Genomic DNA, 14,446 nt, shown 5'->3' on the forward strand with positions numbered 1-14,446 from the left:
GGGGTTCAGTTATTCGGATGTAAGATCGATGTATGCCAGGGATCCAGCAGCCTGGCTTGATGCTCACGAGAAGATCGTCAATCCGAAACGCGGGCGAACATACATCGTAAAAAGGAAACCAGAGCAAGTATGAGCAGCAAGAACGTTCTCGAACTGATCCTTTCGGGGAATTCCTCGAAGCTCCTCAATGCGCTTGGCATTGGCGAGAAGGGCCTCAGGAAGTTCGGCCACACCGCGAAACAGGAGTTCGACAGGATCCGCAGCGCCGCGACGTCCGTGGAAGGGAAGCTTGCGTCCCTCGGGATGTCGATCGGCGCAGGTATGCTGGTCAAACAGTCCGCCCAGATGGACAAGGTCCTCACCCAGATCGGCCAGACGGCGGGAGCGACGAAGGGCGAGGTCCAAGGTCTCCGGAAAGAACTGTTCCGGATGTCGTCCGAGACGGGTCAGAGCGTCGAGGACCTGCAGCAGGGGTTTAACAACGCCGTCCAAGCCGGACTGAATTTCAAGGAGGCACTCCCCGTCATCGAGGCAACCAACAAGGCAATGGCGGTCACCGGCGCGAATGCCGATCGATTGACCTCGGGCCTCACCGTCGCGGCCACGGCGTTCCAGTTCGACCTGTCCAAACCAAGCCTGGCCCTGTCGCTGCTGGATAAGATGACCACGGCTGGGCGGCTCGGAAACGCCGAGCTGCAGAACCTCAGCGATATTTTTGCCCGGGTCGGCGTCAATGCATCGCGCGCCGGCATGGGCTTCGATCAGACGCTCGCCTTCATCGAGGGCCTCTCCCTCATCGAGAAGCAGCCGGAGAGACTCGCAACCCTCGCGGACTCGACCTTGAGGCTCTTCACGAACCTCAATTACATGAAGCAGGCCCAGAAGACGACGGGGGTCAAGTTCTTCGATGCAAGCGGCGAACGACGCAACCCGCTGGAGATCCTTGCCGACATCAAGAAGAAATACGACGCACTTGAGACCACTGTACAGCGTGAGACCTTTATGAGCAAGGCCCTGAAGGGCGCCGACCTCGACACGATAAAGGGCATGCAGACACTCCTCAAGGGGGACATGCTCGGTAAGATCTCCGGAGAGTTTCTCGCGAAGATCGGGCAGGCCGCAGGGACGATAAACAACGACCTTGATGACGCAATCAACAATGCGATCGACCAGACCGGCAGGCTGAAAGCGAGGATGCGCGAAGCCGCAGATGATTTCGCGAAGCCCGTCAAAGAGGCCATAACCTACGGTATCAAGAGACTCCTCAACAAGAAGAAGAATTCCGAAGATTGGGCCGTCGATTATGACACTGGCACTCCGGGCGGAGTGAGCGGTCTTGGTCTCTCAGGGAAGCAGCTTGTCGGCGGCGGGATTGCGGCGCTCGGTGCCGGCTATGCAGCATATCGGTTCGGCGGACCTCTTGCAAAGAAACTCCTGGGCAGGCTCGGCGGATCCGCGGCGGGCATCGCCGAAGGCAAAGCAGTAGAGGCGACTACGGGTGTTACCCCCGTCTTTGTCACGAACTGGCCCGCCGGGGGTCTTGGCGGCGCTGCGTCTGACATCCCTGGTGCTTCGAAGGCCGGATCTCTTATAAAGAAGGCACTTCCTTTTGCAGGCAAAGGTCTGGCCTGGTTGACCGGGGGTGCCGGTGCGCTTGCGTCCACGGCGGGCCTGGCCGCAGCTGCATCGGGCACAGCGCTCTACAGCGCGTATGATATTGCCCGCGGTGGAAGCGGAAAAAACTGGATCAGCAATACCTTTGATTCGGCGATACAGGCGCTTTTCAATGATAACAAAAGCCTGGGAGACCGGATGTATGACTGGCTAAACAAGGAGGGAGTTAAAAACACCATCAACATCAGTGTGGATAAGGATGGTCGGGTGACGACGAATTCAGACAACATGAACACGCAGGTCAATACATCGAATCACGGGTACTTCCCATGAGCGATGACGAGAGGTTCGAGGCGAAGATAGACGATTTCAACCTCGAGATGGAGACGATCGAGGATACGGTGGAGAAGTCCCTCGCGAAGTACGAGTTCCCCTTCCGCGACGGCGCCCTTATAGAGGACATGGGCCAGAAGGCGCGGGTCATCAAGATGCGGTGCTACTGGTATGAGGAGACCTACGAGACCCACAAGGACTTCGTGAAGCACCTCGAGAAGAAGGATCCCTACGAGCTCCTCCATCCCAAGTACGGCCTCATGAAGGGCTCGATTGATTCTTTCTCAGTCCGCCACGATGACCGCAGGAAGACCGCCGAGGTGGATATTGCCTTCACCCAGGGCCTCATCACGAAGGAGGCAGCCGAACCGACGTACGTGAACAAGGGCGCCGTCGACTGGGGAGCCGAGGACGACTTTGCCACGGGACAGACGGAGCTCATCGAGGAGCTCGAGGCAGACGCCCGGGACCTCCTCGGGACCGAGGCCAAGGAGATCCTCTCGACGATCCTCGATCCCGCACAGGGTCTCATCGGACAGTTCACGGGCATCTCAATGAAGGCGCGGGAGTACGTCAAGAAGGCGGAGAGTATCGTGACGGACCTCACGGGGATGCTCTCCACGATCACGAACCCCGCGGACTCGCTCCTCGCGATGATCACCTACCCGAGCACCCTTCCCGGTATCGTTATCGGCACGATCGCCCGGACGCTCGAGCGGTACGTCTCTCTCTATGACACGCTCCGCGCATCACCGACACGGTTCCTGTCGAGCCTCGATGGGAGCTTCACGTCCCTCGCCGACGACACGGAGGACTCAGGGATGGCAAAGTACGTGACGATCGCCTCCGCACAGAGGAAGGCCCTGGAGACGGCCTATATCTTCCGCGACGACGAGGACAGCCGGGACGTGGTCAAGCGCCTCGAGTCAACCCCGTCCTTCGACGCCCTTGGCAATTACATCAAGCCCGAATCGACAGAGGAGATCCTCACCGTCGACGAGATCGAGGAGATCCTGGCGGATACCCGGACGGACATCCAGGAGGCCGTCGACCTCTCCCGGAACATGACGAGCCTCAAGTCGACCGCGGCGGGCCTCCTCTTCCACGTGAACGAGATCAAGCTCGAGCGGGATAAGATCATGACCGTGGAGACACAAGATACGCTGCCCCTGCACCTTATCTGCCTCAAGTACGGCCTAACGTACAACTACGCGAACCGGGTGGAGAGCATCAACAGGATCAAGAACCCCTCCTTTACCCCTGCCGGCGAGGTGAAGATCTATGTCCGATAACGTCGAGCTCCGCGTCGGGAACAAGGTTCTCAGAAACTGGCTGTCCTATACCATTGAGGCGGATATCTACACCGCCGATGATGCGTTCTCTCTGGAGTTAGCACATCTGGAAATCGCCATAACGGCCGGACAGGAATGTAAGCTCTATGTCAACGGTGAGCCCGAACTCACCGGGATTATCGACCGGGTAAACAGGAGCTACGACAAGTCGGGAGAGAAACTCCGGATCGAAGGTCGGGACCTCATGGGGCTTCTCGTCGACTCCTACTGCGAGGAGTTTGTAACCCTCCAGGGCACGACGGTGAAATCCCTGGCGGAGCGTCTCCTGAAAAGCATCCCTTTTATCAACCGTAAGAAGATCATCTACCAGGAGGATTTCGCCGGACGGCTGAAGAAGAAGGGAAAATCCTCGGGGGACTCTTCGCTGAACCTCATCGATGTCCCACACAATTTCTCACAGATCGAGCCGGGCATGACAGTCTTCGAGGTGTTGAAGCAGTACTCCGCGAGCCGGGGCATGATGTTCTTCTCCCTGCCCGACGGCACCTTCGTCTTCGGCAGACCCAGGGAGAAGGGGACTCCGCTTTACGCTATCGTTTGCACCCGGGATGGGAAAGACAACAACGTCCTTGAAGGGGAGATGGTAAACGACATCTCGAAGCAGTACTCGAAGATAACCGTCATCGGCCAGCAGCAGGGGACCGATGACTCCGAGTCGAACAAGATCAATACAAAGGCGAGCGTGACGGACAGCTCGGTCCCCTTCTACAAACCCATGGTGGTCAAGGACAACAACGACTACCAGAGCCCGGCTCTCCGTGCCCGCATGCTTCTTGAGAAGGCGAGGCATGACGGGTTCCAGCTGCACTACAAGGTGCCCTTCCACAGCCAGGGCGGCAGGAACTGGGCGATCAACGAGCTCTGCACGGTAAAGGACGAGGTCCTCGGCATAGAGGGGACCTATCTCATCTACGGCCGGACCCTGGAGTTATCGAGACAGGGATCCTTCACGAGCGTGAAGCTCGGCAAACCGGGGGTGGCGAAATGATACGGGGCGTTATTCAATCCGTCTTTGAAGGGGTGATAAAGCGGTTCAGCGCCTCCGGCAGGCCGGACGAGACGATCACGAATCGGGAGTACTTTCAGCACTACGGCTTCTCATCGGTACCCCTTGCCGGCGCCGAGGCGATCCTTGTCCAGGAGGGCAACCACATCGTGATGATCGCCTCGGATGACCGCAGGTACCGGATCGGTCTCGAGGCTGGCGAGGTATGCCTCTACACAGACGAGGGGGATCAGATCCGCTTGAAGCGCGACAAGGAGATCTACGTCAAGAGCGGGAACAAGCTCACCGCGGAGATCGAGAACGAGGTGAACGTGACGGCGAAGACGGCGATAGTGACCGCGGCCGAACTTATCCATCTCAAGTCGAAGGCGATCGTCCTGGAGTGTGAGTCCCTCAACATCCTGTCCTCGAGCGGCAGCTCGGCGGCCACGTTGAAAGGGGATTTCGCGCTCGACGGGAGCCTGACCGCCACGGGCTCGATCATCGACACCTCGGGCAATACGAACCACCACACCCATTAGGGAGGGACATGGACTTCAAGATCTTGACGGATGACGACGCGACGGTGGGCCAGATGACCTTCGACCCTGCCGGCGACATCATGAACAACGTCTATCTGAGCCTCGTCGTCAAGCGGGGCTCCTGGTTCCAGAATCCGGACTTCGGCAGCCGGCTGCACCTGTTACAGCGGGCCAAGAACACCGAGAAGACGGCCGCCCTCGCCGAGGAGTACTGCCGGGAGGCCCTGGCCTGGCTCATTGACTGCGGACGGGCCACGAAGATCGACATCCACACCGAGCGGGACCGCTCCCAGGACCTGCACCGCCTGAAGCTCCTCGTCGAGGTGACCCAGACGGACGGCCGGCAGGTGAGTTTTGACAGATTCGTGGAGGTTGTATGAACTTTCAGAAGGACTTTGACGAGCTTCTCGATGAGATCCTGACGGACTACCGCAACCAGTTCCCCGAGGCGGATACCTCCCAGGGGAGCCTGATATTCATCCGGAGCGCCTGCCTCGCGTCGGCGGTTTGGGGTCTCTACCACTACCAGGAGTGGATCTCGAAGCAGATCTTTCCTGACTCGGCGGACACGGAGGCCCTGGAGCACCACGTCTGGGTCAGGGGACTCTCCCGGACGTACAAGGAGACAGACTCCTCGCTCCTTGCCCGTCTCCTCGAATATATCCGGCGGCCGCCAGCGGGAGGCAACAAGTATGACTACGTCAAATGGGCAAAGGCGATCGATAATGTCGCTGCCGCCTACTGCTATCCCCTCGCCCAGGGGCTTGGCACCGTGGATGTCGTCGTCGTGGCAAACGAGGCGAACACGGGCGCCGAGGTGCCCTCGTCTCACACGACCCTCTCCGGGACAGTGACGTCGACGGGTGAGCTCCAGCTCATCGACACGGCCGCCACCTTCGTCACCTCGGGAGCACAGAAGGGCGATCGGGTGACGAACACCTCCGCCGGCACGGAGGCGAAGATCATATCCGTCGACAGCGAGACGCAGCTCACCCTGGATACGGATATCTTCACCCAGGCAGGTGAGGCCTACGAGATCCCCTCGCTCATCACCGAGGTGAAGGATTACATCGACGATCAGAGGCCGGTCACGGCCTCCGTGGTCCGGGTCCTCGGTCCCGAGATCCTCAGCCAGGCGGTGACGATGACCGTTACCGGTGACAGTGCGGATAAGACGCAGATCGCGGCCGACATCGAGGCGTACATGGAGGGGCTTATCCCGGGTCAGACGCTCTACACCTCGCAGCTCACCGCGATCGCCATCCAGAACGGCGCGGACAACGCCACGGTGACGACGCCGGCAGCGGACGTCTCTTGCACGGACTATCAGATGATACGCCCGGGGGAGATCGATGTCTCATAGCGATGTGATCAGGCTTCTCTTCCCCATTGAGCTCACGGGGGTATCGGACGGGGATATCGCCCTTGAAGGAAGCGTTCTCGATGCCGCTGAAACCCAGGCCCGGGAGCTCCTCGAGGAGATGTTCCCGGACAGGAGCGTCAAGTGCCTCACCGACTGGGAGCGTGTGTGCGGCCTCACGCCGGCAACCGACGCGACGCTGCAGTCCCGGAGGGATAACGTCGTGCGCAAGCTCCGGGAGCGAGGCGGGCTCTCCCGGGCATACTTCATCGCCCTGGCGGCCGCCATGGGCTACACGATCACGATCGAGGAGCTGCAGCCATTCATGGCGGGCTGGAGCCGGGCCGGGGATCCCCTTTATGAGGAAGAAGTGCGGTTCATCTGGAGGGTCAAGGTATCGGGCCAGGCGCTGTACTATTTCCGGGCGGGGCTGTCGACGGGAGGGGAAAGGCTCCTATGGTGGCCGTCCGTGACGGCGCCCGAGGATCTCTTCAACAACCTGAAGCCTGCCCACACCTACATCATATTTGACTACAGTTAAGGAGGGATACCATGAGCAAGACCACATACGTCGACGGCAACCCCGCGGAGGGGGTCCCGGGAACGATCGTTACAGCGGATTTCTTGAACAAGGTCAATAACCACCATCACACCGGGAGGGATATCGACGGCGAGGGGGCGCTGGCCTATGCCGCGGATACCGGGGAGGCTAACGCTTACGTCCTGTCGCTCTCTCCGGCGCTCGACGCCTACATCACCGGCATGCCTATATGCTTTAACGCCGAAAACGCCAACACCGGGGCGTCGACGATCGATATCAACGGGCTGGGCACGAAGACGATTAAGAAGAACGGAAGCGAGGACCTCAGCATCGGGGACATCCTCGCCGGGCAGATCGTGACGGTCATCTATGACGGGACGAACTTCCAACTCATGGCCGCGCCCAGGGCCCTGCCACTTCGGGATGCGGCCCGGGGGCTCATCGTCAAGAATAACACCTCGAACCCGAATTACCAGGTCGACATCACCGCCGATGAGATGATCCTCCAAGACAGCGCCGGCAACCCGATGCGCATCCTCAATCTGAGCATGACGGCAGACATAACGGTGAGCGGCGCGGGTGGTCTTGATGCGGGCTCGGAGGCTGCCTCGACATGGTACCACCTCTGGGTGATCGCCAAGGCCGACGGGACGAAGTCGGTCATCTTCTCGACGAGCGCTACGGCGCCCACACTGCCGGCGGGGTACACATATAAGGCATATACGGGGGCCTGGTACAACGGCTCTGACGGGCATTTCAGGAAGGCTTATCAAATTGGCCGCCGGGTCACGATGGAAGGAATGACAGCCGATATGTCAGGCGGGACGGCAACGAGCTACACGGCTGTTACGATTAGTGTCCCTACAACCGCGCGGATATGGCATGGTTGCCTCGGTATTACGGCAAATTCGGGCGTGGGGTCGATCCTGTTAGCGAGTGATAGCTCGTGGGCGGGTAACTGTTCTCAAATCGGATGGGCAGGTAGTAGTGTGTTGCATCAAGCAATGCACAGCATAATAATCAAAACCCCACAAACACTCTACTATGCCCTTCAAGGATCACCGTATGTGACCTTAGCTGGGAGCCTGTGGACATCAGGATGGGAATACTAAGGAGGACCTTCATGAAATACGCCTACATTCTAACAGACGGCCAGGCTCACGATCTGAGGTTCGTGGCCGATGACTATACCCCGGCTCCGGGGGAAACCATCGCCGACGGGGACATTCTGCCCGACATCGAGACACTTCACGAGGCGTCATACATCGCCGCAAGGGCTGCCGCGGCCCTGAAGGTCTCGGCCCAGGAGGCCCTCGACAGGTCGGACATCACGATCCTGCGGTGCTACGAAAACGCCGTGGCGGTCCCCGGGACCTGGCAGACATACCGGACGGAACTAAGGGCGATCGTCTCCGGGACCTCATCGGCGACGGAGCTGCCCGGAATGCCGGCATACCCGGAAGGGACATAAAGGAGAGGCGGACAGTACCCAAGGGAGTTAGCCCTCCCTCAGACAAGCGTTAGCGCGCTTGACGGGATAACCCGCTACCATCCGCCATAGGACTTGAATTATGCTCGAGAGTAAACCAGAGCAAAGAATGTAGCAGGGAACCCCCGGTAAAATCAAACTCTATTTGATATAGGAGGGCTAACCCATGAAAAGTTTCTTATCGTATTACGGCGGCAAGTCGCTTCTCGCGAAGAGAATCATCCCCAGGATCCCGGAACACACCTGCTACTGCGAGGTATTCGCCGGGGCCGCCTGGCTCCTTTTCAAAAAGGAAGAGTCGAAGGTAGAGGTCATAAACGACATCAACAAGGACCTGGTCACACTGTACCGGGTCATCAAGCATCATCTCGAGGAGTTCATCCGTTATCTCAAATGGATCCTCGTGGCCAGAGAGGAATTTGCCCGGTTCAAGGCCGAAAACCCGGAGACCCTGACGGACATCCAGAGGGCGGTGCGGTTCTACTATCTTATGAGGACGGGGTATGGAGCCAAGCTCGTCGGACAGACGTTCAGCGTCGGGCCCACCAGGCCGTCATCGCTCAACCTCCTCAGAATCGAGGAGGAGCTCTCCGCAGCCCACCTGCGTCTATCCAGGGTCTATATCGAGAACATGACCTATCAACGGCTCATTGAACGTTTCGATCGCCCTGAGACCTTTTTCTACATCGATCCGCCCTATTACGGGTGTGAAGAGGATTATGGGAAGGGGATATTCGACAGGGAAGACTATCGGCGACTTCGGGACGTTCTCACCGGGATCAGTGGACAGTTTGTTCTGTCTATCAATGACGTTCCCGAGATTCGGGAGGTCTTCAAAACATTCTTGATCGAGGAGGTTAAGACGAGCTATACCATCTCGGGAGCGGACAAGCAGCAGAGGGTCACAGAGCTCCTGATCCGAAACTACGAACTGCCATCAGAATCAAGCGCGATTTGACAGTATCAAATAATTTTCAAAGGTTAGTTATAACGTTATTTGCTACTCAATTATCGCACGCGGCTACAAGATGGGTGATGGGGGACGGGGGATAGAAACGGTTCAAGGGTTCAAAAGTTCAAGAGTTCAAGAGTAAAAAGGAAAGAACGCCGGATGCCTTCGGCCGGTGTGCGAATTGTGCAAACCACCCCCCTTCGCGACCTTTTCCGTGAACCTTGAACCTTGAACCTTGAACTGCCTTTCCCCCCTTTCCCTGCGCGCCCCATTCGTGGTATAGTCTTACCCTGTCATGAAACGTATAATCGTAGGTACCGCGGGGCATATCGATCACGGTAAGACGACCCTGATCAGGGCGCTTACGGGCATCGATTGCGATCGTCTCAAGGAGGAGAAGGAGAGGGGCATTACCACGGAGCTTGGTTTTGCCCACTGGCGCCTGGATGAGGATCTGCTTGTCGGTATCGTCGATGTCCCCGGTCATGAAAGATTCGTACGTCACATGGTGGCTGGCGCCTGGGGCATCGATACGGTGCTTCTTGTTGTTGCCGCTGACGAAGGGGTTATGCCGCAGACGCGGGAGCACCTGGATATATGCGAGATCCTGGGGCTCACGAAGGGGATCGTCGTCATAACCAAGAAAGACCTCGTCGACGCGGAAATGGTCGAGCTCGTGGAAGAGGATGTCAGGGATTTTCTCAAGGGCAGGGCGCTGGAGAATGCCCCCGTGGTGGCGGTGTCCGCGACGACGGGAGAGAACCTCGATCTCCTTAAGGGCATGCTCCGTGACCTGTCGACGGGAATCGAAGAGAGATCGAGAGAGGGGATCTTCCGGCTGCCTGTCGACAGGGTGTTTACCCTTCGAGGGATGGGGACCATTGTCACGGGGACCTGTATTTCCGGACATCTTTCCGTTGGGGAGGAAGTGGAGTTGTTCCCTTTCAGCAGGAAAGCCAGGGTTCGCAGCATACAGGCGTATCACGAGGACGTGAAAGAGGCCAGCGCCGGACAGAGGATCGCCTTCAACCTTCAGGGACTTGACAGGCAGGATGTGGAAAGGGGAAGTATGGTGGCTCGTCCCGACACGCTCCTGCTGACGTCGCGCATCGATGCCTCGCTGCGCCTTTTGAAGCTTCCCATGAAACCGATACGCCACGACAGCATACTGCGCTTTCATATCGCCACGACACAGGAGGAGGCACGTCTCGTGCTGCTTGAAAGCGACCAGATAGAGCCGGGACAGGAGCTCTTCGTGCAATTCGTCTTCAAGAGACCCATCGTCGTTCTTCCCGGTGACAGATTCATCCTGCGCGGTTCGTACGCCATCCAGACGGTGGGCGGGGGGAAGGTTCTCGACATCATGCCCGCGAGACACAAGAGAAAGACGGGCGAGCTCGGGAGAGCGTACCACGTTCTCAGCAAGGGGACGGACCTTGAGAAGGCGGCGTATCATGTCTTGAAGGGTGGTTTTCAGGGGGTCAGGCAGCAGAACCTGTCCATACTCACCGGAAAGGATATTCCTTCCATAGAGAGAGTGGGAGAGGTTCTCCGGAAGGAAGCGATCGCGACCCTTGTCGGGAAGACATACCTGCACAAGGATTATTTCGACGCGTACCGGGAGAAGGTTGTTGCCTTCGTTGGGGAGTACCACAAGGCAAACCCCCTGAAGATCGGCATCTCGAAGGAAGAGTTGCGATCACGTCTTCCCGCCACCGACGTCCAGGTGTTTCAGTCGGCCCTCGATGTGTGTGTAGCCGCCGGGCTTATCGTCGTCGAGAAAGACCGCGTCCGGTCCCGGGACCACGCCCGGGGCACCAGCCAGACGGACGAATTTGAAAAGCGTGTTCTCGATGCCCTCCTTACGGCGGGATTCACCCCTCCCGGTCTGAAAGACCTCGCGGGGATCGTGGGGGTCACCGAGAAGAATGCGCGGGAGCTTCTCGAGCGCCTTGCCTTCACGGGGGGAGTGGTGAAGGTTGGCCAGGACATGTACTTCCACAGGGACATGATCGAAGAGGTGAAGGAAAAGGCGGCGAACTATCTCCGCGATCACCAGGAAATGGGTCCCTCAGACTTCAAATCGGAGCTCAACCTCTCACGAAAATTCCTCATACCCCTCCTCGAATACCTCGACCAGATCAAACTCACGATCAGGAAGGGAGACAAGAGGGTATTAAGGGGATAAAGACCGTTTTAGGTTTTAGGTTTTAGGTAAAAGACCGGGAAGCACCGGGACTCGACACCTGCCGCTTGATGCCAGACAATCCCCGTCAGGCTGGTTTCTTTCTTTTGTCTTTTTACCTAAAACCTAAAACCTAAGACTTAAAACGGTCTTTACTTTGTTGTTGCCGTTGCTACCTGGGAGGCGATCCAGCCTGTTCGGTTGCCGTAGAGGCTTACCTTGTACCACTTCATTCCCGTGCTGTCGCCGCGTTCATCGAGGATGGGCAGGATCTCGCCCTGGACGATGGTGAGGATCCGCGGGGACTCTATGCCGGGACCGCTGCGGACGTTGGCGGCCGGCGCCTTGACGACGGCGACACGGTTCCGGGACGTTTCGTTCTTCTTCTTCATCTCTTCCTTGAAGGCGGCTATCACATCCTTTTCGGGAGCCGCCTCGGGGGGAGCCTCAATGGGCGCCTGCACCTGGGGTTTGACCTCGGTGGTCTCCTGTTGATCCTTTGTTTGCGCGTTCTCGACGACCGGTTCCTTCGGGGCCTCCGGTTTCTGCACCTCTTTTATGATAACAGTGTTCTGGGGCTGTTTCGTGGCAAGGACGAAACGGTATCCCGCCGCTCCGATGAAGATGAAGAGCAGTATGAGCAATGTTATCAATACGGGCCTCAGGTACTGACGGGAGTCGGAGCTGAAGAAGGTCTCGCGGGCGCTGTGCGAAACATATTCCAGAGCAGGTGCCGGACTGCGCGTTCCAGCCGGCGCGGCGGTATCGTTCGGTGCTTTCAGGGTTTCTTTCGGCGCCTCCCCCCTGTCGGCAACGATGTAGGGCAGACTCTCCCCCCTTCCGCTCATGGAGTTGATGGCCTTGGAAACCTCCTTGAAGCCTATCTTCCGGGTCTTGTCGTTGTAGCCGTTGAGAAGGGCGAGGTCGGACACGGCGATGATGGTCCGGGGCAGACCCTTGGAGTACTTGTGGATGATCTCGATGGCATCCTCGGCGAATATCTCCCGGGCGACATCGAGGCCGGCCTTGTTGAGGCGGTACCTGATCAATTCCCGTGTTTCGTCGAATCTCAGCGGAGTGAAGTAGTAACGGACGGGCAGTCTCTGCCAGAATTCGGGCATCTCCTGCAGGGTGTCCCAGAGCGCCTTCTGGCCGGAGAGGATGAAGGTATGGAGGTACTCGTTGTTGTGGGTGAGATTGATGAGTACCCGGAGCTCCTGGAGGACGTTGCGGGCCTCGCAGAGCATCTGGCCCTCATCGATCACGATGATGTTCTTGCCGCCCTCATCGCGTGCCGCGACAAGGGCGTTCTTGAGGATCGTGAGGTTCTTCAGCTTGTCATCTGCCGGTGCCTCCCCGGTGATCAGGCCTGTGATCTGGCCGATCATCTGATCCGCCGTGAGCGTCGGGTGATCGACGAAGGCGTATCGGAAATGGGAACCGTACTCGGCCTTCATCTCGTCGATGAGCTTGAGAAGGATGGTGGTCTTGCCGAGTCCCGCATCCTCGGATGCGACGACAACGCCGCCCTTGTTCGTGTTTATCGCATACTTCAGGCGCTCGAAGCACTCGAAGTACTGTCCTGTCACACACATCATGTTTCCGTCGGGAGCGAGAAGGAACGGATGGTGGTCGAGGCCCCAGTACCTGAGATACTCCTCGGTCATGGCTTGCAGATCTTGCATGGTACGTAACCTATTTTAATAGCATCGCTCCTATTATGAAAGATAATTCTGGATTTCTCAGGGATCTTTTCAATCATCTTGCACGTTGGCCTGTGAAAGACGAACGTCCGCTTGTTGCCGACATAATGCTTCTCCGTGTCCTGCTTCTTCTCCGACCATATGCCCCTGTCATCGGCCTTTGCCTTTCTTTCGGCGTCGAGGAGGGCATCCCTGTGCTTGACGTTGGGGCCGGAGACATCCGCCCGGGCATAGCCATTCCTGATGAGCTCGGCGTTGACAAAGGTCTTCTTGACGAAGACGTAGGCCAGGAGATTTCCCTTTTCGTCCTTCTTCTTTGCGTCGAATTCCAACCTGACCTTTTTCATGAAGACGAGTCTCTTGTTATAGCCCACAGCCTGCCTGGCGTAGAACTCGGCTCCACCTTCCTTTCTGTTAAGCTCCGGGGTGGCGACCCCGATGTACCTGACGATCTCCCCCGATTCGAGCTGAACGGTGTCGCCATCGATTATCTTCCTGACGACATAATCCTTGGCAAGGGCGACACCGAAGGGAAAGATCAGCGCGGCGAGCAGGGCTAAGGCGACGTATCTCCTGAGCATGTTGGTGATGATTTTACACTATTTTGCGGCACCGTCAAACAAAATACATGAACAACAAAAAAACCGCCCCCCGTTGTCAGGGGGGCGGTTCGCACTATGCTGACTCAGATGTTAACCAACCTTGAAGATCATGGATGCGCCGGTGTCGCCGGCTGCGCAGCCTGCCCAGAGACAATAGCCGCCACCGATCAAGACCATCTCCTCGAGCATCTCGGCGATGATCCTGCCGGCCGTCGGGGCCTGGGGATGCCCGTAGATCAGGGAGGAACCGTAGTTGTTCATCTTCATGACGTCGATATTGAACTTCTTTGCGAAGTTGAGGTCGTTGGTCGTGAAGGGGTTGTGGCTCTTAATGGCCTTCATGTCGGTGATCTTGAGGCCGGCATTGGCAAGGGCCATCTCTGCGGCCGGTACCGGTGCGGAGGCCATGAAGCCGGGGTTGACGCGGGAAAAACCGTAGGAGACAACCTGGATCTCGACCTTGGGATCGGCGCTCAACTCTTTTGCTTTCTCCCGATTGGTCACGATGAAGCCGACGTTGCCGTCCGCGGGGAATGTCTGGGCGCCAAAGCTGTGGATCCCACCCTTTTCCGCGGGGCCGAGCTTCGCGAGACCTTCGGCTGTCGTAGGGGTAACACCCTCATCCAGCTCGACGAGCACGGTCTTCTTTTTCGAGACTTTGACTTCCGCGGGGAACATGTACTTCTTCTGGAATTCCCGATCATTTGCCTGTGACATCATGTACTGCTCATAACGCCGAAGCACGACTGCGTCGGACTGTTCCTTGGTGAATCCTTCCAGCTTGGCGA

At 58.0% G+C, this 14,446-nt stretch carries 14 protein-coding genes; 11 read left to right on the top strand and 3 right to left on the bottom strand.

What is annotated here, in order from left to right; genetic code table 11:
* The first annotated feature begins 129 nt into the window (after positions 1–129).
* The 11 genes from GXX82_06165 (at position 130) to selB (ending at position 11,356) form a co-directional block, all read left to right on the top strand.
* On the top strand, positions 130–1,947 hold the full coding sequence (locus tag GXX82_06165; protein NLT22613.1) for a phage tail tape measure protein: 1,818 nt from the start codon (positions 130–132) through the stop codon (positions 1,945–1,947).
* The gene (locus GXX82_06170) at positions 1,944–3,239 is read left to right on the top strand and encodes a hypothetical protein (GenBank protein ID NLT22614.1); all 1,296 of its coding nucleotides are present in this window, start codon (positions 1,944–1,946) and stop codon (positions 3,237–3,239) included. Before GXX82_06165 ends, GXX82_06170 begins: the two co-directional genes overlap by 4 nt.
* Positions 3,229–4,287 (top strand): hypothetical protein, encoded by a 1,059-nt coding sequence (locus tag GXX82_06175; GenBank protein ID NLT22615.1) that lies wholly within the window; start codon positions 3,229–3,231, stop codon positions 4,285–4,287. Before GXX82_06170 ends, GXX82_06175 begins: the two co-directional genes overlap by 11 nt.
* On the top strand, positions 4,284–4,826 hold the full coding sequence (locus GXX82_06180) for a phage baseplate assembly protein V (GenBank protein ID NLT22616.1): 543 nt from the start codon (positions 4,284–4,286) through the stop codon (positions 4,824–4,826). The genes GXX82_06175 and GXX82_06180 overlap by 4 nt, the downstream gene beginning before the upstream one ends.
* A gap of 8 nt (positions 4,827–4,834) precedes the next feature.
* A complete protein-coding gene (locus GXX82_06185) occupies positions 4,835–5,206 on the top strand; it encodes a hypothetical protein (GenBank protein ID NLT22617.1) in 372 nt (123 codons plus the stop codon).
* Complete coding sequence (locus GXX82_06190; GenBank protein ID NLT22618.1) at positions 5,203–6,189, top strand: hypothetical protein; 987 nt, start codon at positions 5,203–5,205, stop codon at positions 6,187–6,189. The genes GXX82_06185 and GXX82_06190 overlap by 4 nt, the downstream gene beginning before the upstream one ends.
* Positions 6,179–6,727: a DUF2313 domain-containing protein gene (locus GXX82_06195; protein NLT22619.1), complete on the top strand. Its 549-nt coding sequence runs from the start codon at positions 6,179–6,181 to the stop codon at positions 6,725–6,727. The genes GXX82_06190 and GXX82_06195 overlap by 11 nt, the downstream gene beginning before the upstream one ends.
* Positions 6,728–6,738: 11 nt before the next feature.
* Complete coding sequence (locus tag GXX82_06200) at positions 6,739–7,839, top strand: hypothetical protein (GenBank protein NLT22620.1); 1,101 nt, start codon at positions 6,739–6,741, stop codon at positions 7,837–7,839.
* An 11-nt stretch (positions 7,840–7,850) separates the two neighbouring features.
* On the top strand, positions 7,851–8,198 hold the full coding sequence (locus GXX82_06205) for a hypothetical protein (protein NLT22621.1): 348 nt from the start codon (positions 7,851–7,853) through the stop codon (positions 8,196–8,198).
* A gap of 184 nt (positions 8,199–8,382) precedes the next feature.
* Positions 8,383–9,174: a DNA adenine methylase gene (locus GXX82_06210; GenBank protein NLT22622.1), complete on the top strand. Its 792-nt coding sequence runs from the start codon at positions 8,383–8,385 to the stop codon at positions 9,172–9,174.
* Between the two features lie 289 nt (positions 9,175–9,463).
* Complete coding sequence (gene selB, locus GXX82_06215; protein ID NLT22623.1) at positions 9,464–11,356, top strand: selenocysteine-specific translation elongation factor; 1,893 nt, start codon at positions 9,464–9,466, stop codon at positions 11,354–11,356.
* A 149-nt stretch (positions 11,357–11,505) separates the two neighbouring features.
* Here the strand turns inward: selB and GXX82_06220 are convergent, their stop codons facing one another.
* The 3 genes from GXX82_06220 to GXX82_06230 all read right to left on the bottom strand — a co-directional run.
* Entirely contained in the window at positions 11,506–13,038 is a 1,533-nt protein-coding gene (locus GXX82_06220) for an SH3 domain-containing protein (protein ID NLT22624.1), read from the bottom strand.
* Positions 13,017–13,637, bottom strand: coding sequence for a hypothetical protein (locus tag GXX82_06225; GenBank protein ID NLT22625.1), 621 nt, complete (start codon positions 13,635–13,637; stop codon positions 13,017–13,019). The genes GXX82_06220 and GXX82_06225 overlap by 22 nt, the downstream gene beginning before the upstream one ends.
* A 111-nt stretch (positions 13,638–13,748) precedes the next feature.
* Positions 13,749–14,446 (bottom strand): thiolase family protein (locus GXX82_06230; protein NLT22626.1); only part of this gene is annotated, 698 nt, incomplete at its 5' end.

Source organism: Syntrophorhabdus sp. (assembly GCA_012719415.1).
Lineage (GTDB): Bacteria > Desulfobacterota > Syntrophorhabdia > Syntrophorhabdales > Syntrophorhabdaceae > Delta-02.